The sequence below is a fragment of the Flavobacterium sp. UBA5153 genome (genome assembly GCA_002413745.1).
In the GTDB taxonomy this organism is placed as follows: domain Bacteria; phylum Bacteroidota; class Bacteroidia; order Flavobacteriales; family Flavobacteriaceae; genus Flavobacterium.
This window is the reverse complement of record DHXP01000002.1, coordinates 16,527-42,596: the sequence shown is the minus strand read 5'-3', so window position 1 is coordinate 42,596 and position 26,070 is coordinate 16,527. Positions and strand designations below refer to the sequence as shown.

Annotated in this window: 22 protein-coding genes and 1 pseudogene; all 23 read left to right on the top strand. The window is 37.1% G+C overall.

Annotated elements, in window-relative coordinates; genetic code table 11:
- Nucleotides 1–16 precede the first annotated feature (16 nt).
- The 23 genes and pseudogenes from B2145_RS00345 (at nucleotide 17) to B2145_RS00235 (ending at nucleotide 26,063) form a co-directional block, all read left to right on the top strand.
- A complete protein-coding gene (locus tag B2145_RS00345; protein WP_291096987.1) occupies nucleotides 17–493 on the top strand; it encodes a nuclear transport factor 2 family protein in 477 nt (158 codons plus the stop codon).
- A 241-nt stretch (nucleotides 494–734) separates the two neighbouring features.
- Nucleotides 735–1,739 (top strand): 3-dehydro-L-gulonate 2-dehydrogenase, encoded by a 1,005-nt coding sequence (gene yiaK, locus B2145_RS00340; RefSeq protein WP_291096986.1) that lies wholly within the window; start codon nucleotides 735–737, stop codon nucleotides 1,737–1,739.
- A 167-nt stretch (nucleotides 1,740–1,906) separates the two neighbouring features.
- The gene (locus B2145_RS00335) at nucleotides 1,907–3,031 is read left to right on the top strand and encodes a lactonase family protein (RefSeq protein ID WP_291096984.1); all 1,125 of its coding nucleotides are present in this window, start codon (nucleotides 1,907–1,909) and stop codon (nucleotides 3,029–3,031) included.
- 447 nt (nucleotides 3,032–3,478) lie between these two features.
- Nucleotides 3,479–5,902: a phosphoenolpyruvate synthase gene (gene ppsA, locus B2145_RS00330; protein WP_291096982.1), complete on the top strand. Its 2,424-nt coding sequence runs from the start codon at nucleotides 3,479–3,481 to the stop codon at nucleotides 5,900–5,902.
- A 75-nt stretch (nucleotides 5,903–5,977) separates the two neighbouring features.
- The gene (locus B2145_RS00325) at nucleotides 5,978–6,733 is read left to right on the top strand and encodes an SDR family oxidoreductase (RefSeq protein WP_291096980.1); all 756 of its coding nucleotides are present in this window, start codon (nucleotides 5,978–5,980) and stop codon (nucleotides 6,731–6,733) included.
- 33 nt (nucleotides 6,734–6,766) lie between these two features.
- Complete coding sequence (locus B2145_RS00320) at nucleotides 6,767–7,207, top strand: OsmC family protein (RefSeq protein WP_291096978.1); 441 nt, start codon at nucleotides 6,767–6,769, stop codon at nucleotides 7,205–7,207.
- Between the two features lie 12 nt (nucleotides 7,208–7,219).
- Nucleotides 7,220–8,953 (top strand): acetate--CoA ligase, encoded by a 1,734-nt coding sequence (gene acsA, locus B2145_RS00315; RefSeq protein ID WP_291096976.1) that lies wholly within the window; start codon nucleotides 7,220–7,222, stop codon nucleotides 8,951–8,953.
- A 26-nt stretch (nucleotides 8,954–8,979) separates the two neighbouring features.
- The gene (pdhA, locus tag B2145_RS00310; RefSeq protein ID WP_291096974.1) at nucleotides 8,980–9,954 is read left to right on the top strand and encodes a pyruvate dehydrogenase (acetyl-transferring) E1 component subunit alpha; all 975 of its coding nucleotides are present in this window, start codon (nucleotides 8,980–8,982) and stop codon (nucleotides 9,952–9,954) included.
- A 410-nt stretch (nucleotides 9,955–10,364) separates the two neighbouring features.
- Nucleotides 10,365–11,363: an alpha-ketoacid dehydrogenase subunit beta gene (locus tag B2145_RS00305; RefSeq protein WP_291096972.1), complete on the top strand. Its 999-nt coding sequence runs from the start codon at nucleotides 10,365–10,367 to the stop codon at nucleotides 11,361–11,363.
- A pseudogene (locus tag B2145_RS00300) lies at nucleotides 11,356–12,555 on the top strand (dihydrolipoamide acetyltransferase family protein). Before B2145_RS00305 ends, B2145_RS00300 begins: the two are co-directional and overlap by 8 nt.
- Nucleotides 12,552–12,797, top strand: a complete 246-nt coding sequence (locus tag B2145_RS00295) for an acyl carrier protein (protein ID WP_291096970.1) — start codon at nucleotides 12,552–12,554, stop codon at nucleotides 12,795–12,797. Before B2145_RS00300 ends, B2145_RS00295 begins: the two are co-directional and overlap by 4 nt.
- Nucleotides 12,798–12,882: 85 nt before the next feature.
- Nucleotides 12,883–15,492: a calcium-translocating P-type ATPase, PMCA-type gene (locus B2145_RS00290; RefSeq protein ID WP_291096968.1), complete on the top strand. Its 2,610-nt coding sequence runs from the start codon at nucleotides 12,883–12,885 to the stop codon at nucleotides 15,490–15,492.
- A gap of 21 nt (nucleotides 15,493–15,513) precedes the next feature.
- Entirely contained in the window at nucleotides 15,514–15,900 is a 387-nt protein-coding gene (locus tag B2145_RS00285) for a DUF2784 domain-containing protein (RefSeq protein ID WP_291096966.1), read from the top strand.
- A 117-nt stretch (nucleotides 15,901–16,017) separates the two neighbouring features.
- Nucleotides 16,018–17,118 carry a site-2 protease family protein gene (locus B2145_RS00280; protein ID WP_291096964.1) on the top strand — a complete coding sequence of 367 codons (1,101 nt, stop codon included), beginning with the start codon at nucleotides 16,018–16,020 and terminating at the stop codon, nucleotides 17,116–17,118.
- On the top strand, nucleotides 17,108–18,271 hold the full coding sequence (locus B2145_RS00275; RefSeq protein WP_291096962.1) for a phospholipase D-like domain-containing protein: 1,164 nt from the start codon (nucleotides 17,108–17,110) through the stop codon (nucleotides 18,269–18,271). Before B2145_RS00280 ends, B2145_RS00275 begins: the two co-directional genes overlap by 11 nt.
- Before the next feature lie 452 nt (nucleotides 18,272–18,723).
- Nucleotides 18,724–19,785: a reverse transcriptase domain-containing protein gene (locus B2145_RS00270; RefSeq protein WP_291096960.1), complete on the top strand. Its 1,062-nt coding sequence runs from the start codon at nucleotides 18,724–18,726 to the stop codon at nucleotides 19,783–19,785.
- 233 nt (nucleotides 19,786–20,018) lie between these two features.
- Nucleotides 20,019–20,735, top strand: coding sequence for a peroxiredoxin (locus tag B2145_RS00265; protein WP_291096958.1), 717 nt, complete (start codon nucleotides 20,019–20,021; stop codon nucleotides 20,733–20,735).
- A gap of 82 nt (nucleotides 20,736–20,817) precedes the next feature.
- Nucleotides 20,818–21,711 carry a J domain-containing protein gene (locus tag B2145_RS00260; RefSeq protein WP_291096956.1) on the top strand — a complete coding sequence of 298 codons (894 nt, stop codon included), beginning with the start codon at nucleotides 20,818–20,820 and terminating at the stop codon, nucleotides 21,709–21,711.
- On the top strand, nucleotides 21,708–22,001 hold the full coding sequence (locus tag B2145_RS00255) for a chaperone modulator CbpM (RefSeq protein WP_291096954.1): 294 nt from the start codon (nucleotides 21,708–21,710) through the stop codon (nucleotides 21,999–22,001). Before B2145_RS00260 ends, B2145_RS00255 begins: the two co-directional genes overlap by 4 nt.
- A 443-nt stretch (nucleotides 22,002–22,444) precedes the next feature.
- On the top strand, nucleotides 22,445–23,227 hold the full coding sequence (locus B2145_RS00250; protein WP_291096952.1) for an MlaE family ABC transporter permease: 783 nt from the start codon (nucleotides 22,445–22,447) through the stop codon (nucleotides 23,225–23,227).
- Nucleotides 23,228–23,231: 4 nt separating this feature from the next.
- Entirely contained in the window at nucleotides 23,232–23,984 is a 753-nt protein-coding gene (locus B2145_RS00245; RefSeq protein WP_291096950.1) for an ABC transporter ATP-binding protein, read from the top strand.
- A 117-nt stretch (nucleotides 23,985–24,101) separates the two neighbouring features.
- Nucleotides 24,102–24,992, top strand: a complete 891-nt coding sequence (locus tag B2145_RS00240; RefSeq protein WP_291096948.1) for an MlaD family protein — start codon at nucleotides 24,102–24,104, stop codon at nucleotides 24,990–24,992.
- Between the two features lie 33 nt (nucleotides 24,993–25,025).
- A complete protein-coding gene (locus B2145_RS00235) occupies nucleotides 25,026–26,063 on the top strand; it encodes a pesticidal protein Cry7Aa (protein WP_291096947.1) in 1,038 nt (345 codons plus the stop codon).
- The last annotated feature ends 7 nt before the right edge of the window (nucleotides 26,064–26,070 follow it).

The following is a 26,070-nucleotide window of genomic DNA, read 5'->3' as shown; positions in this document are numbered from 1 at the left end:
ACTCTAAAACGTAATTATGAAAAAAAACATTTTACTTCAGTTAGCATTTTTGATTCCATTTTCTATAATACTTAGTTCGGCATCAGCACAAAATTCGTCCGACAAGGTTAAAAACGAAATTTCTGAGACATTGAAACTTTTTAACAATGCTGCTCAAAATGCAAATACGGATCAAATGATGTCTTTGTTTGACGATTCTGAAAACATAATGTTTATTGGTTCTGACAGCGCAGAAATATGGAAAGGGAAGGATCAAATTAAAGGACACTTAAATTCAATTTTTCCGAATGAGAGTGTTTCTTTAGAGATGAAAAGAATTGACATTGATTATAATGATAATACCGCTTGGGTCTTTGTTGATGGAGCCATTATCATATCAAATGGAACGGGTAAAAAAATTAAAACTCCATATCGTTTTACTGGAGTTATGGTCAAAAAGCATAATGAATGGAAATGGAGATTATTTAACGGTTCGAATCCAGGAGGAAAATAATCTTTTTAATAAACATCACACAGCAGCTAGTAGCATCTTGCTGCAAAGTGGGTCGGCTTCGTGGACAAGTAAGTTGTAAATTTAAGGCGGTTTCACCGGATTTGGGTTTTAGGCTTAATTTAAAGTTAGTCTTGTATTTGATTTAATTGGTGTTTATCCGAAAAATAAATCTTAATTTAGTCCCAAACCCGAGCCAAGGGGACATTGTGTGTAACCAAGAAAAAAAATAACTAAAAAAACCATGCGAATTCCGTCCGAACAAATGCAGGATGTACTCTACAAACTGTTCATAAAATATAAATTTACTGAAGAAAAAGCCAAATCCATGGCCAAAGTATATACAGAAAACTCATTAGCCGGCGTGAATTCCCATGGAATCAACCGCGTCCCCCTTTTTATCAACTATGTGGAAAATGGTTTAGTGAAAGTGGATGCTGAAGCCGAAAAAGTGGAAACTTTTGGCAGCATAGAAAGATGGGATGGCAATCTTGGCCCAGGCATCATCAATGCGACAAAATGTACAAATCGAGCAATAGAATTGGCAAAACTTCACGGAATGGGAATGGTGGCATTGCGCAACACCAATCATTGGATGAGAGGTGGAGCTTATGGATGGCAGGCGGCAGATGCCGGTTGCATTTCCATCCTTTTTACAAATACACAACCCAATATGCCGCCTTGGGGAGGTAAAGATAGCCGAATAGGGAATAACCCATTTATTGTATCCATACCAAGAGAGGGCGGTCATATCGTGCTGGATATGGCGATTTCCCAATTTGCATTTGGAAAGATAAACGATTATAAACTGAGAGGTGAAAAACTGCCATATCCTGGCGGTTGGGATGACAACAACGAACTATCCAACGATCCTGAAAAAATCCTGTCCAATGAGCGCGGATTACCCATTGGGTACTGGAAAGGTTCCGCTCTTTCAATGATTTTGGATATGTTGGCTACCTTATTATCAGCGGGAGATTCTACTTATAAAATAAGCCTGAAGGGATATGAAACAGGGGTTTCTCAAGTGTATCTCTGTATTTACCCCGAGATATTTAATGATAGAAATTTATGGGAAAAACTCCTCAACGAAATTATTGATTATACCCATAATGTGGAACCCATGCATCCCGGAGATAAAACTTACTATCCGGGTGAACGAACTTTACAAACCAGGGCCAAGAATTTGAAAGAGGGAATCCCCGTAAGTGAGGAAGTTTGGCAAAAGGTAATGGAATTGTTGGCATAAAAAAGACATGAAAATGGCGGGCGGTGACGGTTTTACCAGCTTTTGTACCTGTAGAAACATTTGCTAAATTGAAAGAAAATTAACACCTAAAATCCGTCCCATTTTATACCAAAAATGTTACCGGGCCTATTACGGGAAACAGTAGAAACAAATAACAAAATAAAAAATTGAAAAGAAAAACATCAATACTTATCATTAGCTTTTTTGCCTGCATAAACTTGTATTCGCAAAATAGTTACGTTTTTTTCGGCTCTTTTAATCAAGATAAATCAACCGAAGGGATTTACGTTTATCAATTAGACACAATAAGTGGAAATTTGACAAAAGTAACAACCGTAAAAAACTTTTTAAATCCATCTTATTTGACTTTGTCGCCAAACGGAAAATATCTTTATGCTTGTACCGAAAGTAAAACGCCAAATGCGGGAAGTGTTAGTAGTTTTGAATTTAATCCCCAAAACAAAACTTTGACCTTCATAAACAGTCAAAAAAGCGGCGGAGAAAATCCAGTTTATTTAACCGTTCATAAAAACGGGAAATGGTTGGTTAATGGTAATTACACAGGAGGAAGTGTGTCTGTTTATCCACTTTCTGACGATGGAAAAATAAATCCGATTGCACAAAACTTTCAATTTACCGAAGGAGGTATAAATGAAGAAAGACCAAATCTCTCGCACATTCATTCGACAGTTTTTTCGCCAAATTTTGATTATATTTTTTTACCCGATTTAGGGGCAGACAAAATTAGATGCTTTCAATTTGATAGCTCAAAAAACGAACCTTTACAAATTGCAGAAAATCCATTTACAAAAACAACACCAGGAAGCGGACCAAGGCATTTTACATTTCATCCAAACGGAAAATTTGCATATTGTATTGAAGAACTTTCAGGAACAATTGATGCCTATAAATATGAAAACGGAAAATTGGATGGTATTCAAAGAATAAATACACATCCCGAAAAGGTTAAGGAAAATTTTCAAAGTGCCGACATTCATATTTCGCCCGACGGACGATTTTTGTATGCGTCAAATCGTGGAGAAGAAAACAATATTGCAATATTTTCAATAGAAAATAACGGGACATTGAAATCAATCGGTTATCAATCAACTTTAGGAAATCATTCAAGAACATTTGCAATTGACGAAACAGGAAAATTCTTAATTGTAACAAATTCTATAAGCGGAAATGTGTTTGTGTTTAAGCGAAATAGTAAAACAGGAATGCTGAAAAAAGTTGGTAAAGAACTGAAAATAAAAAGTGTCTCTTGTGTACAGATTAAAAAATATTAACAGAACAGTAATTGAAAATAGAACTGAAAAATAAATACGGCAGGTAATAAGTAAGACTTCATACGGCTGTAAAACCCAGCAAGAGCTCGTCACTTGACAAAACCCACTGATTTTCAACTTGTTTTAAGCACACGCTAGGGAATTAAGATGTGAAAAATTCAAAAAAACAACGTTTTTTAATACATACAAAAGCAATATTTCATTAAATTTACAATATCGGTTTAGATAAATGGGAATTCCCATTATTACCCCTTCTTTTAGCCGACAAATAGTATTTGCAATGTTAAAGCGTTGGTGTGAATTTCAATCTTTTTGGCATCTGATAAACTAAAAAACAATAATACCCTTCAGATTGTCTGTTAAACCGGAACATACCACACTTCGAAGTTTTTTTTTACATTACTGATTACCAAATAATTGGCTTTAAAAATATTAAAAAAATAAGATATGGTAAATTCAAAACACATTCTATTTTTCAACCAAATCAGCATTACCGATATTGGTAAAGTGGGCGGCAAAAATGCCTCACTTGGCGAAATGTACAGTCAGTTGAATCCAAAAGGTATCAGTATTCCCAATGGTTTTGCCGTTACCGCAGAAGGATATCGCCTGTTCCGTAAAGTAAATAATCTCGAAAAACCTTTGGAAGATTTGTTGTTTTCATTGGATACAAAAGAGTATTCCAATCTTTCCTCCATTGGCGAAAAAGCAAGAAATCTCATTTTGTCAGCGTCCATTCCCGAAGAAATCAGCAAAGAAATTCGGAATGCTTACCAAGAACTTTCCAAAGGCTGCGGAACCGATAATCTTGGTGTTGCCGTTCGAAGCAGCGCCACTTCCGAAGATTTGCCAACAGCTAGTTTTGCTGGACAAATGCAATCGTTTTTAAATATTAGTGGAGAAGCACAATTACTTGATGCCATACACCTCTGTTATGTGTCCCTATTTACGGATCGTGCCATCAAGTACCGCCATGATATGGGATTTGTCAAAATGGACATCGCGATTTCTGTTGGTATTCAACAAATGGTGCGAAGTGATAAAGCTTCATCCGGTGTGGCATTTACTATTGATCCCGATTCCGGATTCGAAAACACCATCATCATTAACAGCATATGGGGACTAGGTGAAAACATTGTGCAAGGTACCGTTACTCCTGACGAATGGATGGTATTTAAGCCCACGCTTTTTAATGAAAAATTAAACCCCATTTTAAAAACCCGATGTGGCAAAAAAGAATATACGATGATTTATTCCGAAAATGCAAAAGGTGCCTCGGCAGAAAAAACAATTGTAAATATTGAAACTCCTTTGGCGGAACAAAATAAATTTTCATTAACTCCAAAAGAGGTTGTCCAACTGGCACAATGGTGCTATAAAATTGAAAAACACTACGATAAATTTATGGATATCGAATGGGCAAAAGATGGACTCAACAACCAACTTTACATCGTTCAGGCACGTCCGGAAACCGTTCATGGAAAAGAAAACAAACAAGTCAGGGAAATCTATAAACTCAAAGATAAAGGCAAAATTATAACCAAAGGAATAGCACTTGGCGATAAGATAGCTTCCGGAAAAGCCCGTGTCTTAAATAGCGCCCAAGAAGGAGATCAATTGCAAAATGGAGAAATTATTGTTACTGATATGACCAATCCCGATTGGGATCCAATAATGAAAAGAGCTTCTGCCATAATTACGAACAAAGGAGGCAGAACAAGCCATGCCGCGATTGTAGCCCGCGAACTCGGAACTGTCGCCGTTGTGGGATGTGGCGATGCAACCTCTGCCATAAAAAATGGACAAGAAATTACCGTATCCTGTGCCGAAGGCAAAGAAGGAAACATATATGAAGGACTATTGAAATGGGAAATAAAAGAACAGGATTTCAGTAAACTCACTATGCCGGAAACGGCCCCAATGTTCATTCTTGCCGATCCCGAAAAAGCTTTCGAGTTAAGTTATTATCCCAATAAAGGCGTGGGATTAATGCGAATGGAGTTCGCTATTTCAAATACGATAAAAATACATCCTTTGGCTTTGTGTGAACCCGAAAAAGTGACCGATGAAGCAGCTATTTCGGCAATAAAAGAATTGACAAAAGGCTATGAAAATGGCACAGATTATTTCGTAGATAAACTTGCCGAAGCCGTATCCACGGTAGCGGCGGCTTTTTATCCAAAAGATGTTATTGTGCGAATGAGCGATTTTAAAAGCAATGAATATGCGAATCTAATCGGCGGAAAATATTTTGAACCCGACGAGGAAAACCCAATGATTGGTTTTCGTGGAGCCTCCCGCTATTACAGCGATTTTTATCGAAAAGGTTTCGCATTGGAATGCGAAGCAATGAAAAAAGTGCGAAACGAAATGGGGTTGCGCAATGTGAAACTGATGATTCCTTTTTGCAGAACGGTCGAAGAAGGGAAAAAAGTAATTGCAGAAATGGTTAAAAATGGATTAATTCAAGGCGAAAACGAATTGGAAATCTACGTGATGGTAGAAATTCCCAGCAACGTATTATTGGCAGACGAATTTGCCCATCTATTTGATGGATTTTCCATTGGTTCCAATGATTTAACACAACTCACACTTGGTTTGGATCGTGATTCCGCCTTGGTAAGTTATTTATTTAGCGAACAAAATCCGGCAGTCAAATATTTAATCAAGGAAACCATCTTGGCTGCCAAACGCAATAACATAAAAGTAGGATTGTGTGGTCAAGCTCCAAGTGATATTCCGGAATTTGCCCAGTTCTTGGTCGAAGAAGGTATCGACAGTATTTCGTTTAATGCGGACGCTATGATAAAAGGAATAGAAAATATTTTGGAAGCAGAAAATAAAATTAAAAGAAAAATTCCAATTATATAAAGCAATAAACCTCAAAGGTTTGGAAAAAACCTTTGAGGTTTCAAGAAAACAACACTTATTTAAAACAACACAATTATGGAAAATGAATTTAAAAACAAAGTAGCCCTTGTAACAGGCGGTTCATCCGGAATTGGTAGAGCCACTGCCCTAGCTTTCGCAAAAAAAGGGGCTAAAATTGTCATTGCTGACTGGAAAGAAAATCAGGAAACAATGGATTTAATCGAAAATTTGGGTGGCGAGTCAATTTTTGTCAAATGCGATGTTTCGAAAGCCACTGATATAAAGGCTTTGGCAGAAAAAACCATTGCCACTTATGGGCGTTTGGATTATGCATTTAACAATGCCGGAATAGAAGGAACATCAGCTCCTGTCCAAGATTGCACCGAAGAAAATTGGGATAAAACCATTGGTGTCAACCTGAAAGGAGTTTGGCTTTGCATGAAATATGAAATCCCCGAAATGCTCAAACAAGGTAAAGGAGTCATAATTAATACCGCTTCTGTTGCCGGGCTGGTGGGATTTCAAGGGTTGCCTGCTTATGTCGCGTCAAAACACGGAATCATTGGACTGACAAAAACTGCGGCTTTGGAATGTGCCCAACTCGGAATCAGGGTAAATGCCGTTTGTCCCGGAGTGATTCAAACATCAATGATTGATCGACTTACAGGAAACAAAAAAGAGGCAATTGAGCAGTTTACAGGCTTGGAACCCGTGGGTCGTTTTGGTCAACCTGAGGAAATTGCAAACGCGGTAATTTGGTTATGTTCAGATGAAGCCTCTTTCGTAACCGGAGTTGCAATGCCCGTAGATGGTGGTTTTGTAGCTCAATAATTACATAAATTAATTTACTTAAAATATTATAAAATGTATACTTACGAAGTTAATCTGAAGTGGTCTGAAAACAGGAAAGGAATTTTGAGTTCCCCAATTTTACCACAGAAAATCGAAGTGGCGACGCCTCCCGATTTTCCGAAAGGAATGGAAGGAATTTGGACACCCGAACACTTGTTTGTAGCGTCTATAAATAGTTGTTTGATGACAACTTTTCTATCCATTGCCGAAAATTCGAAACTGGAATTTATCAGTTATGAAAGCAATGCAGTCTGCAACGTTGCCATTATTGAGGGCAAACACACGATAACCGAAGTCATCCTAAAGCCCAAAGTTTCTATTCCTGATACGCAAAAAGTAGATAGGGCCATGCATATTCTTGAGATGAGCAAAAGGGCTTGTTTAATTTCCAATGCCGTTAAAACTACTATTCTCATTGAACCAGAAATAATTTTGGAAAAGACATTAGTGTAAAAAACAGAAAAAATGATTTCCATCAAAGACAAAATAGAGCATAATCTTTTTGATTACGAAAAAGTTCGAGCCTCTTTTTCTTGGGAAAATGTTGCCAAGGAATTAAGTGGATTGCCCAATGGAAAAGGCTTGAATATTGCTCACGAAGCCGTTGATCGTCACGCACAAGGTAATCTAAAAAATGTGGTGGCACTTCGATTTATTCACAAAGACCGAAGTTTTCGTGATTTTACTTATTCCGATTTGCAGCAACAAACCTCAAAATTTGCGAATGTTTTGCAAAGCTTGGGAATACAAAAAGGCGAACGAGTTTTTGCTTTGGCAGGAAGAATTCCCGAATTGTATATCGCTGCCTTGGGAACGTTGAAATGCACAGCTGTATTTTGTCCGTTGTTTTCTGTTTTTGGCCCTGAGCCAATACTTCAAAGATTAAAAAAAGGAGATGCAAGCATATTACTCACCACTTCCCTACTTTTCGAAAAGAAAGTGAAGCAATTATTGGAACAACTTCCTTCGATTCGTTACGTAATTCTCACCGATGCAGACGAACATATTTCAAATAAAATACTGTCCTATTCCAAGCTTATGGAACAGGCAAATGCCGAATTCATCATTCCGGAAACGAATCCGGAAGATTTGGCATTGCTTCATTTCACCAGCGGAACCACCGGAATGCCAAAAGGAGCTTTGCACGTACACAACGCCGTGCTTACCCATTATATAACAGGCAAATATGTGCTCGATTTTCATGAAGGAGATATTTTCTGGTGTACCGCCGACCCGGGTTGGGTTACCGGTACTTCTTATGGAATTATTGCGCCTTTGGTGAATGGAGTTACCAGCATAATCGACGAGGAAGAATTTGATGCCGCAAGATGGTATTCCATTCTCGAAGAACACAAAGTAAATGTCTGGTACACCGCTCCCACTGCCATTAGAAGATTGATGCGAATGGACATCAAACCCAGATCAGCATATCATCTCGAAAATCTTCGAATCATTCTGAGTGTAGGCGAACCGCTTTATGCTGAGGCCGTGATTTGGGGAGAGGAAACTTTTGGTTTTCCAATTCTTGATAATTGGTGGCAAACAGAAACAGGAGGCATTATGGTTGCCAATTATCCTTCGATGAATGTAAAACCAGGATCTATGGGGAAACCATTGCCCGGCGTGGAAGCAGCGATTGCCGAAGTCAACGACAACCAAATTAAAATACTTTCTGAACCTAACGTTCAAGGTCATCTGGTTTTAAAAAAAGGATTTCCTTCACAATTTAGAGGCTATCTACACGAAGAAGAACGATACAATAAATGTTTTATTGGCGAATGGTACCTCAGCGGGGATTTGGCCAAAAAAGATGCCGACGGTTATTTCTGGTTCATCGGTCGTGCCGATGACATCATCAAAACTTCGGGACATATGGTTGGTCCGTTTGAAGTCGAAAGCACGCTGATACGACATCCAATGGTTGCGGAAGCAGCAGTAATCGGAAAACCGGAACCTACAATTGGTGAATTGGTGAAAGCTTTTGTAGTGTTGAAAACCGGAAATCTCCCGAATGAGGAAACCAGAATGGATATTATGGGTTTTGCCCGAAAAGAAATGGGACCTGCTGTTGCTCCCAAGGAAATAGAATTTGTCGAGACCATTCCAAAAACTCGCAGCGGAAAAATTTTGAGACGCCTATTAAAAGCCCGAGAACTTGGATTGCCCGAAGGCGACATTTCGACATTGGAACAAAACTGATAAAATAAGTAACAACCTCCAAAAAAATGACAATTATAGACGCTAAAAAAGAGCTTTTACTTTTGTATCAAATGCTTCTCATTCGAAGATTTGAGGAGAAAGCAGCCGAGCAATATACCAAAGCCAAAATCAGGGGTTTCCTGCATTTATACATTGGCGAAGAAGCAGTTGCCGTTGGTGTGATGCAAGCCTTGACCGACGACGATACTATTTTATGTACGTATCGGGAACACGGACACGCATTGGCGAGAGGAATTGATGCCGATGTTATTATGGCCGAAATGTACGGCAAACAGGAAGGATGTTCCAAAGGTCGTGGCGGGTCGATGCATTTGTTTGACGCATCAAAAAAGTTTTATGGAGGAAACGCCATTGTTGCCTCTCATCTTCCAGTGGCGGTGGGAATGGCATTGGCATCCAAAAAACAAAAAAAATCAAATATCACTTGTTGTTTTTTTGGCGAAGGTGCCGCTGCCGAAGGCGAGTTTCACGAAGCCATGAATCTGGCGGCACTTTGGAAAGTTCCCGTTTTGTTTGTTTGTGAAAACAACCTGTACGCCATGGGAACCGCCATTCGATATACGCATGCAATGCAGGAACTTGAAAAAAAGGGGGCTGCCTATGGAGTAGAATCTTCAGCGGTGGACGGAATGGATTTAATAAAAGTGATGGATGCCTCCAATACAGCCGTACAAAAAGTAAGAAGTAGCGGAAAACCCTATTTATTGGTTTGCAATACCTATCGTTTTCGGGCACATTCGATGTTTGATGCCGAATTATACCGTGACAAAAAAGAAGTGGAAGAATGGAAAAAGCACGACCCAATTCCGCAATTTCAAGAGTTTTTATTGCGTGAGAAATTAATAAAAGAAACAGAAATAGCTGAATTTGAAAGCAAAATAGAAAAGAAAATTCAAAAAGCGGTGGACTTTGCAGAAGCCGGTAGTTGGGAACCTTTAGACCAATTAACAAGATTTGTTTATAGTGAAAATAAAATTTGAAAGAGGGAATATAATTGTTTCCTGATAAAATAATTTAATGTTAAAATATCACAATAGATATAGTCCCTACGGGACATTTATATGCTATGGACATAATTATTTACTACCAACATTTAGCTCCTAACGGAGCATACCTCGTAGAGGTTACATATTGGTAGTGAGTTAATCACAAATTCACAAATTGTCCCGTAGGGACTATACGGATTTCATATCGACAAAAATGTCTAAGATATAACCCTTAATAAATAAAATCATGAAATATCCATTTTAAAAATCCACAAATCAATTTGGATGAAATGAAAAGCAAAATGGAAAAGATGAATCATCCCAATTATTTGATTCAAAAAGCCGTGAATATTTTACCGGCACTCAAACGTTGGAATAACAAACATCAGTAATAAACCCAAACAATGGAAAGTAGTAACGGAAAAACAACCATCACTTATCGTGAGGCTTTGAAACAAGGACTTCGTGAAGCATTACAAAATGACGAACGTGTTTTTCTTATGGGAGAAGATGTTGGACGTTATGGTGGTGCATTTGCGGTAAGTAAAGGATTATTGCAGGAATTTGGCGAAGAACGAATTATGGATGTACCACTCTCCGAATCGGGTTTTGTGGGGGCAGGAATAGGAGCGGCTATGGCCGGAATGAAGCTGATAGTTGAAGTGATGACCGTCAATTTCAGTTTGCTCGCCATGGACCAAATCGCGAACAACGCTGCCACATTATTACATATGTCTGGAGGACAATTGAATGTGCCGATTGTGATACGAATGGGTTGTGGTATCGGTCGCCAGTTGGCTGCGCAGCATTCGCACAGCTGGGAACCGTTTTATGCCCATATTCCGGGATTGATAGTTTTGTCGGTGGGCACACACGAAGATGCTAGAGGAATGCTGCTCTCTGCACTTAAAAGTCCGGATCCAGTTATTATTTTTGAATACACGGCAATGCTCAATTTAGAAAGAGAAATTCCGATTGATGCTGGTGCGGTGGATATTTCCAAAGCAAAAGTCTTGAAAGAAGGGGAAGCCATTTCCATCATTACTTACGGCGCGGGTGTTTATAAAAGTTTGGAGGCTGCTGCCGAATTAGCGACAATTGGAATAAATGCCGAAGTGATTGATTTACGTGTGCTGCGCCCCTTGGACGAGGAAACTTTCCTTGCTTCGGTTGCCAAAACCCATAGGGCAATCATAGTGGAAGAAGCCTGGCGTTCAGTAAGTATTTCTTCAGAAGTATCCTCTCGAATTATGGAAAAGGCATTTTATGATTTAGACGCTCCCGTGCAAAGATTATGCGGTATTGAGGTGCCTATTCCCTATCCGTCACATCTCGAAGACGCCGCAATTCCACAGAAAAACGATATTGTAAATGCAGTTAAAAAAATGATTCGACATGATTGAATTTCAAATGCCCAGCCTTGGTGCCGATATGGAAGCCGGAACACTCATAGAATGGAGAAAAAAACCCGGAGATGTGGTAAAGCGTGGGGATATTATTGCCGAGGTGGAAACACAAAAAGGATTAATTGAAATAGAAGTTTTTGATGAAGGCGTCATTAGTGAACTATTGATCAAGGAAGGTACCAAAGTTCCCGTGGGAACCGCTATGGCGTTGATTAATCCGACCGAAAGCACATTGGAAACAAGAAAAGAAACAACTCCTGAAAAAACAGCAATTAAAATTCAACCAACAGAAGAAAAAACCATCAAAATAGCAACAGGAGAAAAACTCGTAGAAAGACATATCAAAGCATCCCCTTTGGCAAAAAGAATCGCGACCGACAACAATATTGACATTTCACAAATTCACGGAACCGGAGAAGATGGAGCCATTACTAAAGAAGACGTGGAAAATGCAATTGCTCAACGGAATAAAATTGGTGAAACCCCAAAAGAATCCATTGAAACAAAAAAAGAAAAATCAACTCCTCAAATTGAGGCAATTCGTTCGGCTGTGGCGGCAGCAATGAGCAAATCAAATAGGGAGATTCCGCATTATTATTTGGAAAAAAAGATCGACATAACAAGGACATTGACGTGGTTGCAAGAAATAAATAATCAACGTCCAATTCAAAAACGCATTTTGCCTGCTGCAGTACTTGTAAAAGCTGTTGCACAATCACTTATTGCATTCCCGGAGTTGAATGCAATTTGGGAAAACGGCATACAATTAAAAAAGGAAATCAATATCGGTTTTGTGGTTTCGCTTCGCGGTGGGGGCATCATAGTTCCTGCTATTCACAACGCGGATACAAAAAGTATCGATGCAATTATGGAAATGTTGAACGATATAATTCCGAGGGCAAGAGCAATGAAATTACGAAGTTCGGAATTAAGCGATTCCACCATTACGATAACAAATATGGGAGAAGGTGGTGCCGATACGGTTTTTGGCATAATCTATCCGCCGTAGGTCGCCATAATTGGTTTCGGAAGCAGTTCCCAACAACCTTTTGCCGAAAACGGAATGTTGGGCATTCGAACAGTTCTTAATGCAACATTGGCCGGAGACCACCGTGCCACGGATGGGCTTATCGGTAGCGGTTTTTTGGCTACTTTAAACAAACATTTACAAAATCCTGAATTATTATGAACGAGGTAGAAATCAAAAAAATCATATTCCAGTTATTGAAACAAATTGCTCCAGATACGGAACCTTCGGAATTAAAACCCGACGAAAACATTCGGGAAACCCTCAATATTGATTCGTTCGATTCCTTACAATTTTTGGTTTCGCTGGACGAAAAATTGGGAATTTCAATTCCCGAACAGGATTATGGAAAAACTACCACCTTGAAAAACTTGGTAAACTATATTTTGGAGAAAATGAAATAGAGTCATTACACTAAAAAGTGTTAGAAATTATCCAGCAAAATTATCTCATCTTGAAGGTGAATTTTAAAATTAAAATAACATAAAGATGAACTGGCATTTACTTCCTCTTTCAGAAATAGCGCAATTGTTAGAAACGACTCCGTCCGGAATTGATAATCTAACCGCTTTGCAACGCTTGTCTGAATACGGAAAAAACCAGATTGAGGACAAAAAAAAGAGGACTGTTCTGCATATTTTGCTTCATCAGCTAACTGATTTTATGATTCTTATCCTTATCGCAGCGGCAGTTATTTCGGGAATTATTGGCGATTTAACAGACACCATAATTATTCTCGCCATAATAATAATTAATGCCATCGTCGGATTTTCGCAAGAGTATAAAGCGGAAAAAGCAATAGACGCATTAAAAAAAATGGTAAACAGTCACGCAAGAGTTTTACGTGAAGGAAAAACTGTTGAAATTCTTGTGTCCGATTTGGTTCCTGGAGATGTAGTGCTTCTAGAAACAGGAAATAGCATTCCTGCCGATGTCAGGTTTATTGAAACCCACCAAATTAAAGTGGATGAATCGGCACTTACGGGCGAATCCCACAACGTTGAAAAGAATATTGATAAACTTCCGGAAGGAGATTATTCAATTGGCGACCGAACTAATATGGGATTCAAGGGAACATTTATCACAAATGGCCGAGGAGTTGCTTATGTGATAGCAACCGGAATGAACACTGAACTGGGGCTTATCGCCAAAATGATTCAGACTGACGGAACGACAACACCGTTACAAAAAAGGTTAACCGCTTTTGGCAAACACCTATCCGTTGTAATCATTATCATATGTATCATTATTTTTATGATTGGTTGGTTGCGTGGCGAGCCCATTTTAGCCATTTTATTAATCTCCATTTCACTGGCCGTTGCCGCCATTCCTGAAGCATTACCGGCAGTGGTTACCATTGCGTTGGCATTTGGCGCCAAGCGATTGGTAAAAAGCAATGCCCTTATTCGAAAACTTGCTGCCGTTGAAACACTTGGATCAGTTACCTATATCTGCTCGGATAAAACAGGAACGCTTACCCAGAATAAAATGACTGTTCAGGAAATTTATGAAACTCCCAATATAAAATTTAATGCTGACTTTTTTCAAGATATTGGCTTGATTCAAGCGATGGCTTTGAACAATGATGTTTCGAAAAATAAAAATGAAAAATGGTTGGGTGATTCCACCGAAACGGCTTTGGTGCAATATGCATCCAAAAAAAATATCGATAAAATAGAATTGGAACAAAAATATCCAAGAATTTCAGAACTTCCCTTTGATTCATCAAGAAAATGTATGACTACTTTACACCAAACTAAAAACCTGCCTACCGGACAGGCAGGCGGGATAATTGTTATTGTCAAAGGCGCGGTCGATGTATTATATGATAAATTGGTCGAAAACCAAAAACTGCGAATTCCTGAATTTGAATCGAAATCAAATGAAATGGCCGAAAAAGGGTATCGAGTGATTGGATATGCCATAAAAGAAATATCCAGTTTACCTGAATTTCTTAATGTGGATGAAATTGAATCCTCATTGACATTAATAGGTTTTACAGGAATGATTGATCCGCCAAGAGACGAAGCAAAACAGGCGGTTGCCGAATGTAAACAAGCCGGAATTATTCCAGTAATGATTACCGGTGATCACAAACTTACCGCAAAAGCCATTGCGGTACAACTGGGAATCATCACTTCCGAAGAAGATCTTGTATTGAGCGATTCCCAACTTAACGCATTATCCACAAAAGAATTTGAAGCCGTTGTCGAAAAAGTTCGTGTATATGCCCGTGTAAATCCTGAACAAAAATTAAAAATCGTCACTGCATTGCAAGCCAGAGGTCAATTTGTGGCGATGACGGGAGATGGAGTGAATGATGCTCCTGCACTTAAAAATGCGGATATTGGGATAGCGATGGGAATCAACGGCACCGAAGTTTCTAAAGAAGCATCGCATATGATTTTACTTGATGATAATTTTGCCACCATCGTGGTTGCAATCAAACACGGACGGAAGATTTATGACAATATTTTGAAATTCATCAAGTACATCATGACTGGAAATTCAGGGGAAATTTGGGTTATTTTTCTGGCTCCGTTTTTCGGATTGCCAATTCCTTTGCTCGCCATACACATTCTTTGGATAAATCTTGTAACCGATGGTTTGCCTGGATTAGCACTTGCTTCAGAACCTGCCGAAGGAGGCATAATGGAGCGTCCGCCAAGAAATCCGAAGCAGAATATTTTTTCAGGAGGTATGGCAATAGATATTTTATGGTTAGGTTTATTAATGGGTTTTTCAACACTTAGCATTCAGTTTTTGGCAATAAACAACGGAGATACACATTGGCAAACAATGACTTTTACAGTACTTTGCTTTAGTCAGTTGGGACATATAATGGCAGTTCGTTCCAATCGAGAATCTCTTTTTAAAATTGGCGTGTTTTCAAATAAGCCTCTTTTAGGTGCTATAGTCCTTACTGTTGTACTTCAAATGATGATTATATACATACCTTTCTTGAATATTGTTTTCAAAACAAAACCACTCACCATTACTGAATTGGCAATAGCCATTGCTACATCGAGTATTATATTTTGGGCTGTCGAAATAGAAAAATTGGTAATCCGCCTAAAAAATAAAAAACAGCATTCATGATAATTGTTTTTACAAAATGTTATGAGTAAACTTATTCTTCAAATTATCGATTATTTTTTTATTCTGTTTCATACCGTTCTTATTTTGTTCAATATTTTTGGCTGGATTATTCCGCGATGGCGATTTGCCAATTTGATTACATTGTCACTTACCGCTTTTTCCTGGTTTATATTAGGAATTTGGTACGGCATTGGTTATTGCCCTTTCACGGATTGGCATTGGAAAGTACGTCAACTTCTAGGCTATACAGATGACAGCAATTCATATATCCATTTCCTGATTCTAAAGATAACCGGAATAAACCTGCCTGAAAATTTGGTTGACACCGCAACGGCAATTGTATTTTTTACGGCATTTTTTATCAGTATTTATTTTGCCGTAAGGAAAAGGATTTTGGAAAGAAAGTAAAAAAACAGATATGCCTAAAAATCAAAATTTTATTCTTAAATTTATATGCTGACTAAGTTAGCAAGTCCATATTTTTTTAGGAAAGATTAAGGATAATCATATTAAAAAATCAGAAAAATGAAAGGAGCATTTAAACTCGGAAAAATTGCAGGTATAGGTTTATTTATTCACTGGACATTCTCCTTACTTATTGTATTCATTGTTTACATCAACTACAAATCAGGTCAAAATACGGCACAAATAATATGGTCTGTGCTATTTATTTTATGCATTTTTGTGACCGTTTTTCTACACGAGTTGGGGCATGCTTTAGCTGCAAAAAATTATAATATAAAAACCAAGGACATAACCCTTTTGCCCATCGGCGGATTGGCTCGTTTGGAAAAATTACCCGAAAAACCTTCGGAAGAACTAATAGTTGCCCTTGCGGGTCCATTGGTAAACATTACTTTGGCATTGATAACCGGATTATTTATTCGTCTACCCAATAACTCCGAGGAAATGATTGCCCAATTATCAAACGGAATTAACGGCAGTAATTTCTTTCTTAACTTCTTTTTAGTAAACATTTGGTTGTCGATATTCAATTTAATTCCAGCTTTCCCCATGGATGGAGGAAGAGTATTACGGGCAATATTATCTTACAGACTGAAAAGAAATGTTGCAACAAAAATTGCGGCACGAATTGGCCAGATATTGGCAATAGGTTTTGTTTTTTTAGGTTTTTTTACCAATCCGTTTTTGATATTTATTGGTCTGTTTGTCTTTATGGGTGCACAGATTGAAGCAGATTATACAGAGTCAAAATATATGCTCAAAGGCTATAAAGTCAGGGACATTTTAATGAGACAATACCAAACTATCGAATCCAATGAAACGCTGGAAACCGCCGTCAAAATGCTCCTTGACAGTCAATACAAGAATTTTTTGGTGACCGAAAACAGCGAGCCAATTGGAACGCTTAACCGTGACGAAATTATAAAAGCACTTTCAAAAAAAGATGAAAATCAATTCATTTATACCATTATGAACAGGAACTTAATTTTCCTCCAAGCCGATGCGCTTTTAGAAGACATTTTTGAGTTGGTATACAAAAATAAATCATCTTTGATGCTAGTGATGGAAAACAAACAGTTCCTGGGTACTTTGGACATAGAGAATCTTTTGGAATTTATTTTGATAAAAGAGGCTAAAGAAAAAAGAATAAATGTTGAGTAATATCAATAGCTTTTCCACTGCCGAAAATTTGGTGCTTATTCATAGCGGCGAAGACTATTTCTCCCGTTTGGAAAGGATTATTTTGGATTCCAAATTTGAAATCCATATTCAAATCTATATTTTCGAAAACGACACAACAGGAAAAAAAATCATTGAGGCATTAAAAGAAGCCGCTTCCCGTAACGTCAAAATATACATTCTGATTGACGGTTTTGGCTCTTTTTCTTTCCCTTTGGAAAAAATAAATGAACTGAAACAATATGGGATCAATATTCGGTTTTTTGCTCCTTTATTCTCGGCAAGTTCCTTTTATCTTGGCAGAAGATTACATCATAAAGTAGTCGTTGTAGATTCAAAAATCGCACTAATTGGCGGAATCAATATTGCCAACAAATACCGTGGAACCGCAACCAAAGAGCCTTGGCTTGACTATGCGGTTCAAATAAATGACGCAAAAATCGCAGCATCACTTAGCAAACTATGTCTGGATATTTATTTTAGAAAAAGACGCGTGAACAGAAAAAAAATAGCATCCGTTATTTATACTAGTGGGGAAACCACCGTTAGCGTTCTTCAAAATGATTGGTTGAAAAGGAAAACTGAAATTTATAAGGCCTACATAAAATCAATTGGCAGTGCCAAAAAAGAAATTATAATAGTGGGAAGTTATTTTCTTCCCGGCAGAAAATTGATTAACACCTTGAAAAAAGCATCCCGGAACAATGTAAAAATTAAATTGATTTTATCCGGAATATCAGATCTTCCTATGGCAAGACGAGCCAGTTGCCATTTTTATTCCAAACTTCTGGGTTATAACATAGAACTTTACGAATGGGAAAATTCCATTTTGCACGGAAAAGCTGCCGTGATAGACAACAATTGGACTACGATAGGTTCTTTCAATTTGAATAATTTGAGTTCGTTTGCGAGTATCGAAATGAACGTGGCAATCGATTCTTCTGAATTTTCTAATGAATTCCATTTGCATCTTAACCAAATTATGTCCCAATGCGAAAGAATAACTCCGGAATCACTAAAATTAACGGATGGTTTGTCGTCGAAATTCATCAACTGGGTTTCTTATTGGATTACACGAATAATCGAAATTATTATCACTTATTTACCTCATAAACGATTCAGGAAATTATATTAGGAATGCGTTTTAAGTAAAATTAGGATAAATATATTATGTTTTAATAACAATTCATAAATATTATTTTTGTAAATTTATACTTTATTTTTTCTATTTAAAACACTGTCAGCAACTATATTAGATATTACAAATTAAGTTTAAACCTTTAGAATGGAACCGAGTAAAAAAATAAAAAAAGAAGAATGGATCAAAGAAGATTTGAAGAGTAAAATTCCAAAATTGGACAGGAAAACAATATTTGTTCCGAGCCAAAACGAATTGACCTTCTAGTTTTTTCCGATGATTTCGTCAGCTCCGGCTGATGAGGAGTCGTGAGTCACTACTCTGTAATTGAATGCTTTTTCAAGCAACTGGGTTTAAAAGGATCTCCGCAGAGCTCCGAACCTTTTAAACCCGTGTTCTTAACTGGAGTGGGAATTTTGTTTCCCACTCCATTAATGATTTTAAAAGCCATGGATTTCACAAAATACAAAGACGATTTTACCACCGAAGCCACAAAAAAGGGTCTATCGAATAGAAATATCCAACATTGTTTGGCCTATGCGGGAGTGTTGTTTTCGCACAATGTTCCGGTTATTTATAATCCTTCCCATTTGTCGGAACTTGTGGGTTACAAAAAAGAATACCTCAAAAAAGCAGCTCTTCACACCTCCTATTACTACAGAGATTTTGAAATTACCAAAAAAAATGGCAAGAAAAGACCCATATCCGAGCCACTCCCCAGTTTGAAGGAAATACAAATCTGGATTCTCAAAAATATCCTTGAAAATGTGCCGGTAAGTCCTTTTGCCAAAGCCTATAAACCTAAAACAAGCCTCATAGAAAACCTGAAATTTCATAAAAACCAACCTAAAGTTTTCACGCTAGATTTGGAAAACTTCTTCCTATCCATAAAAATTGAGACTGTCGAAAAAGTTTTTCTGGAATTGGATTATTCAAAAATGGTGTCAAATCTTCTTGCTAAACTCTGCACACGAGACAACGCTTTGCCACAAGGAGCGCCAACAAGTCCGTACCTTTCCAATTTGATTTTCAATGAAGCCGATGCTATCATTTCTGATTTTTGCAAAAAAGAAAAAATCAGATATACCCGTTATGCGGACGACTTGAGTTTTTCCGGCAACTTTGACGAAAATGGACTGCTCGATAAAGTAACTGACACCATCGAAAATCTGAATCTTCATATCAATAAAAGCAAAACAAAACTGATGACCCCCAACACCCGACAAACCGTGACGGGCATTGTGGTAAACGACAAACCACAAGTCGTGTTCCATAAACGCAATGAATTGAGGCAAGCAATGTACTACATCAAAAAATTTGGTTTTGACGAGCATCGTGTTTATAAAGAAATAAACCAAGCGAATTATCTGGAACATTTGTTAGGGAAAATAAATTTCGTTTTACAGATAAACCAGAAAGATACTGAATTCATTGATTATAAGGCATTTCTCATTGACCTAAAAAAGAAACAGGACTCTAAAGTTAAAAAGTCTGTACCATTGCTGGTTTAAAAAAGTAACTTTTTTTGAAAAATTATATAAAAAAAGCTCCAAATTGGGGCTTTTTATATTTTTGTAACTTCCTATAATAAAACATATTATTCCTATTTTGGCAAGGAAAAAATGATTAAATTTGATAGTCAAATATTCTAGTTTTTACACTAGGGTTGTGTAGATAATGGATATTGATTTCAAGTCGAAAAAATACATTTATCACAATTAATATTATTTTAAAAATGGAAACAATGGAAACTACAGAACAAGTACAAGTATCAATGCCAAGAATTGGAGATGCAGCATCCGAATTCAAAGCTGTAACAACCCAGGGAGAAATAAATTTTCCCGCTGATTACAAAGGCAGTTGGGTGATTTTATTTAGCCATCCAGCAGATTTTACCCCAGTTTGCACCACTGAATTTATGACTTTTGCAAGTATGGAAGACAAGTTTTTAGAAGCTGGCTGCAAACTTGTTGGCTTGTCAGTTGATGGTTTATACAGTCACATCGCTTGGTTGAGGACAATTCAACAAAAAATAGAATATAGAGGAATGAAAAACATAGAAGTTAAATTCCCTTTAATTGAAGATATCACAATGAATGTTGCCAAAAAATACGGAATGATTATGCCTGGAGAAAGTAGCACAAAAGCTGTTCGTGCTGTATTTGTAATAGACCCGAAAGGAATTATTCGCACCATAATATATTATCCTTTGAGTCTTGGACGTAATTTTGACGAGCTATATCGTGTTGTTTTAGCATTAAAAACTGCCGATGAATTTAATATTGCTACACCTGCTGATTGGAGACCTGGCGATGATGTGATAATTTCTCCAGCAGGCTCTTGCGGTAGTGCAAAAGACAGAATGGAAGGAAAAGATGAAGGATTAGAATGCAAAGATTGGTTTTTCTGCACAAAAAAAATTACTAAAGAAACCATATTGGATAAAGTGTTAAAAAAATAGCATACAATAGAACTATCGGCAGAAAGTGCTTTATAAATAACATTTAGTAAAGTGTTATTCCGCCGATTAATAAAAAAAATAGATGGCATTTATAGACTATTACAAAATATTGGGAATCGATAAAAACGCAACGGAAGCCGAGATAAAAAAAGCGTATCGAAAACTGGCGAGAACGCACCATCCCGACCTAAATCCCAACGACAAGGAAGCCGAACGAAAATTCAAAGAAATTAATGAAGCCAATGAGGTTTTAAGCCATCCCGAGAATCGAAAAAAATACGATCAGTATGGTGAAAACTGGAAACATGCCGAGGAGTTTGAAAAATCAAAACAGCAACAACAACACCATAGAGGTTCTCAACAAGGCGGTTTTTCCGGTGGCGGTGGTGATTATTCTGATTTTTTTGAATCCATGTTTGGCGACCGTTCAGCAAGAGGAGGTGGCCGCCGTAGTACACAATTTAAGGGAGAAGATTTTAATGCCGAATTGCATCTTGACCTAAAAGATGTTTACACAACCCACAAACGAACCTTGACCATTAACGGAAAAAATATTCGGCTAACTATTCCAGCTGGTGTTGAAAATGGTCAGCAAATAAAAATTAGTGGACTTGGCGGTGAAGGTTCAAATGGTGGTCCAAAAGGGGATTTATACCTCACCTTCACCATTGAAAACCACACCAAATTTAAATTGGACAAACATAATCTATATACAACTGTAGATTTAGATTTATATAGTGCCATATTGGGCGGCGATGTTACCGTTGACACTTTCGACGGCAAGGTAAAACTAAAAGTAATGCCAGGAACCCAAAACGGCACAAAAGTGAAACTGAAAGGAAAAGGCTTTCCTGTTTATAAAAAAGAAGACCATTTTGGTGATTTATACATTACATACCAAATCAAAATACCCACAAACCTTACCGAAAAAGAAAAAGAATTATTTGCGGAACTTGCCAAGCTAAGAACACCATGAAGATAGAAAACCTCATCCCTATAGCTACATTATGTACCCATTATAAAGTAGAAATGTCATTCTTTGGCCATTTAAGCGAAATGGGTTTGATAGAAATCAAAATAATTGAAGATATGCCATATATTCGTCCTGATGCTATCCGTGAAATCGAAAAAATGGTTCGAATGCACCATGAATTGGATATTAATCTGGAGGGAATAGATGTTGTTTTGAACTTATTGAAAAAAATAGATATTTTACAAAACGAATTAATTTCAGTTAAAAACAGATTGCGTTTATATGAATTTTGAAGATAATCAGAATCAAGTCATAAATGCAACTTTACCGTTATTGCTTAATGTATCTAAAAACAAAAAAACATGAATGACAAAAAAATAACATTCATTTTTTTGGAAGCCATAGGAACAGCATCCAATTCGAAATATTTGATGGAGAATCCCATAATCAAATTTGCTTAGACAACAACAACAACACCTGTTTTTTTTCGCTAGTATCTTTCTTTTTTTCGTTTCCAAAACTACTTTTATGTGAAGTGTTTTCCGAAAATTTTTATTGTTTTGACATAATCTTACTAATTTAGTGTTTTCATTTCTATTTAATTAGTCTTAAATTGTTATTCGAATTTTAGGGGCAGATATACTTTTAATTAAGAATATGTAAAACCTCTAAAAATCAACAGATTATTCGTATATTTGAGCAACCATTTGCTGCTAAAACTAATTCATTTTTGTCAATGGATACTATTTTTAAAATAATCGAATTATTTAAGGCCTTCTTACTTGAAATTGGAGAGCTTTCCCAATTTGCCGGTCGTTTTTTTAAGGAGGTCTTTAAACGTCCATCCGAATTTAAAGAATTTCTGAGACAATGTTTCAATATAGGCAATCGTTCCTTGTTGCTTGTTGCCGTTACAGGATTCATCATCGGTTTGGTTTTTACCTTACAAACAAGACCTACTCTTCAGGAATTTGGTGCTGTTTCCTGGATACCTTCTATGGTGAGTATTTCTATTATTAGAGAAATAGGACCTATTATTACCGCTTTAATTTGTGCGGGACGAATCGGTTCCGGGATTGGTGCCGAATTAGGTTCCATGAAAGTGACGGAACAAATTGATGCCATGGAAGTGTCAGGGACAAATCCTTTTAAATATTTGGTGGTCACACGAATTTTGGCCACAACTTTTATGCTTCCTATTTTAGTTTTTTTTGGTGATGCTATCGCCATTTTTGGTTCTTTTCTGGTTGAAAATATTAAAGGAAACGCATCTTTTCTATTTTATTTTAATCAGGTTTTTGACGCTTTGGAATTTGGAGATTTAATTCCCGCAACAATTAAAACTTTCTTTTTTGGATTTGCCATAGGATTAGTGGGTTGTTTTAAAGGATATAACTGTAAAAAAGGAACAGCTGGTGTAGGGCTCGCCGCAAATTCCGCAGTAGTTTTCACCTCAATGTTGCTTTTTATAATTGACTTTCTTGCCGTTTTTGTAACTGATATTTTTTATGATTTATAAAATTATGAATACACCCATAAACAATAATAGCCCTATCATAGAAATCAAGGACTTGAGAAAAAGTTATGGTGATAATCATGTTTTAAATGGATTTAACATGTATTTGAATGAAGGCGAAAACTTGGTTATTATGGGAAAATCAGGCTCGGGAAAATCGGTTATGATAAAATGTTTGATTGGACTGGAGGAACATGACAGTGGCACCATAATAATAATGGGCAAAGACATTAGCGAACTCGAACACGAGGAACTAGACGAACTCCGAACCGAAGTTGGATTTCTATTTCAAGGAAGCGCACTCTATGATTCGATGACCGTTCGGGAAAATCTGGAATTTCCTTTAAGACGCCACACAAAAAAGTTTGGAAAAATAAAAGATACTACGCCACTAGTTATGGAAGCTCTCGAAAATGTAGGTTTGGCACATACCATAAATTTAATGCCCGAAGAACTTTCGGGTGGAATGAAACGAAGAATTGCTCTTGCCAGAACCTTGATTCTTCAGCCGAAGATTATTCTTTATGACGAACCTACAACTGGACTCGATCCAATAACTGCAAAAGAAATTTTGTTGTTAATGCAATCTATCCAAAAAAAATACAACACCTCCTCCATCATTATTACCCATGATGTGGATTGTGCAAGAGCAATTTCGAATAGAATGATTTTATTAGTCGATGGCATCAATTATGCCGAAGGAACTTTTGAAGAATTAATTTCCTCTAAAGATTCAAAAGTTCAAGCCTTCTTTAAATAAAAAAAATAAAAAAAAAAGGAAAAAACAGCATCACAAAAAATTCGCCTAGGCTTTTTTGTAATCATCGGATTATTGGTTTTTATACTTGCCGTTTATTTCATTGGCGACAAGCAAAAAATGTTTGGAAAAACAAATCATTTGGAAGCCGTTTTCAATAATGTAAGTGGCTTACAACTAGGCAACAATGTGCGTTATTCGGGAATAAGTGTGGGAACTGTTCGAGGAATTGAAATGATCAACGATACCACCATACGTGTCGACATGATTATTGATAAAACTATTTTTCCCCATATAAAAAAAGATGCAATTGCCACCATAAGTTCTGACGGATTGGTAGGCAACATGATTATAAGCATTCTTCCGGGTAAAGGCAACGAGCCTTCTGTTGAACCAGGCGACGAGATTCGTTCCCAAAATCGCATTCGCACCGACGATCTTTTAAATACACTTAGCATAACCAATAAAAATGCCGCTGCTCTTACCGCTAATTTACTCAAAATTACTGATACAATTATCCAAGGAAAAGGAACTTTGGGTTCACTGATAAATGACACCATTATGTCGAAAGACATGAAAGAAACTATGCGTTATCTGAAATTAACCAGCAAAGGAACTTCGGAAACGGTAACGAAATTAAATAAACTCATTACTTCATTGGACAATAAAGACAATGTCGTTGGTGTAATAAAAGACTCGGCTGTAGCCAATAAAATAAAAAAAATGGTAACTAATTTAAACAAATCGAGCACCGAAATAGACAAAGTCATTACTAATCTTAATGCCACCATTCTGAATGTCAAGGACGGTAAAGGCGTTATAAACCACCTTTCCAACGACCCACAATTAGTTCAAAAAATAGATTCTACGATGACCAATATCAACGAAGCCAGTTTCCGTTTGAATGAAAATATGGAAGCATTAAAGCACAATTTCTTATTTCGGGGTTATTTTAAAAAACAAGAAAAAGCAAAAGCGAAAGCTGCCAAGTTGAATGAAATTAAAAAGTAGACTATTTGAAAAACAGTATTAAATCATTAAATTATGATTACAGTAGAAAAACTTGGTATTATTCTAAGTCCCACCGAAAGGGATTTTGAAAAGAATGGGGTATTAAACCCCGGCATTTACCAGGAAGGGAATACTGTACATATTTTATATAGGGCTGTAGAAGATGGGAATTTCTCTACTATTGGATACGCAAAAACAGATGGTCCGCTTAAAATAATAGAAAGACTTGATTACCCTATAATGAAGCGTGATTTTGATTACGAAAAACAGGGAGTTGAAGACGCCAGAATCGTAAAAATTGAAGATCTTTATTATATAACTTACACCGCTTATGACGGCATCAATGCCATGGGAGCACTCGCCACTTCAAAAGATTTGATCCATTTTGAAAAACACGGAATAATTACGCCCAAAGTAAACTATCAAGAGTATGAAAGTCATGTGAATTGTTGTGATGCAGCTAAACTAAACCCCAAATACCATCAATATTATAATCTTTTTTCGCAAATAGGATTGGTGGGTGATGAGACCCGTTTACTCCGCGATAAAGACGTGGTATTGTTCCCAAGGAAAATAAACGGGCAGTTTGTCCTTTTGCACAGAATCTGGCCAGGAATTCAAATTGTGAAATTTGACAATTGGAAAGATTTAACACCATCCTTTTGGGAAGATTATCTTATGAACTTGACCGATCATATTGTTCTGGATCCAAAAGATCCTTATGAAATGAATTATATTGGAGCCGGAGTACCACCAATTGAAACGCCTGATGGATGGCTGTTAATTTATCATGGCGTACATGAGACTACGACAGGAAGAATGTACCATGCCAAGGCCGCTTTATTGCATTTGGAAAAACCCGAAATGGAGATTTCCAGATTGCCCTATCCACTCTTTTCTCCCATTAAAGATTGGGAAAAGGAAGGTACTGTCGATAATATTGTCTTCCCAACCGGTTCTGCTTTATTCGGAAATGATCTTTACATATACTACGGTGCAGCAGATAAACATATAGCCGTTGCAAAAATGGACATAAACGAATTGCTTCATGAATTAAGAAAACAACCTTAAAAAAGTT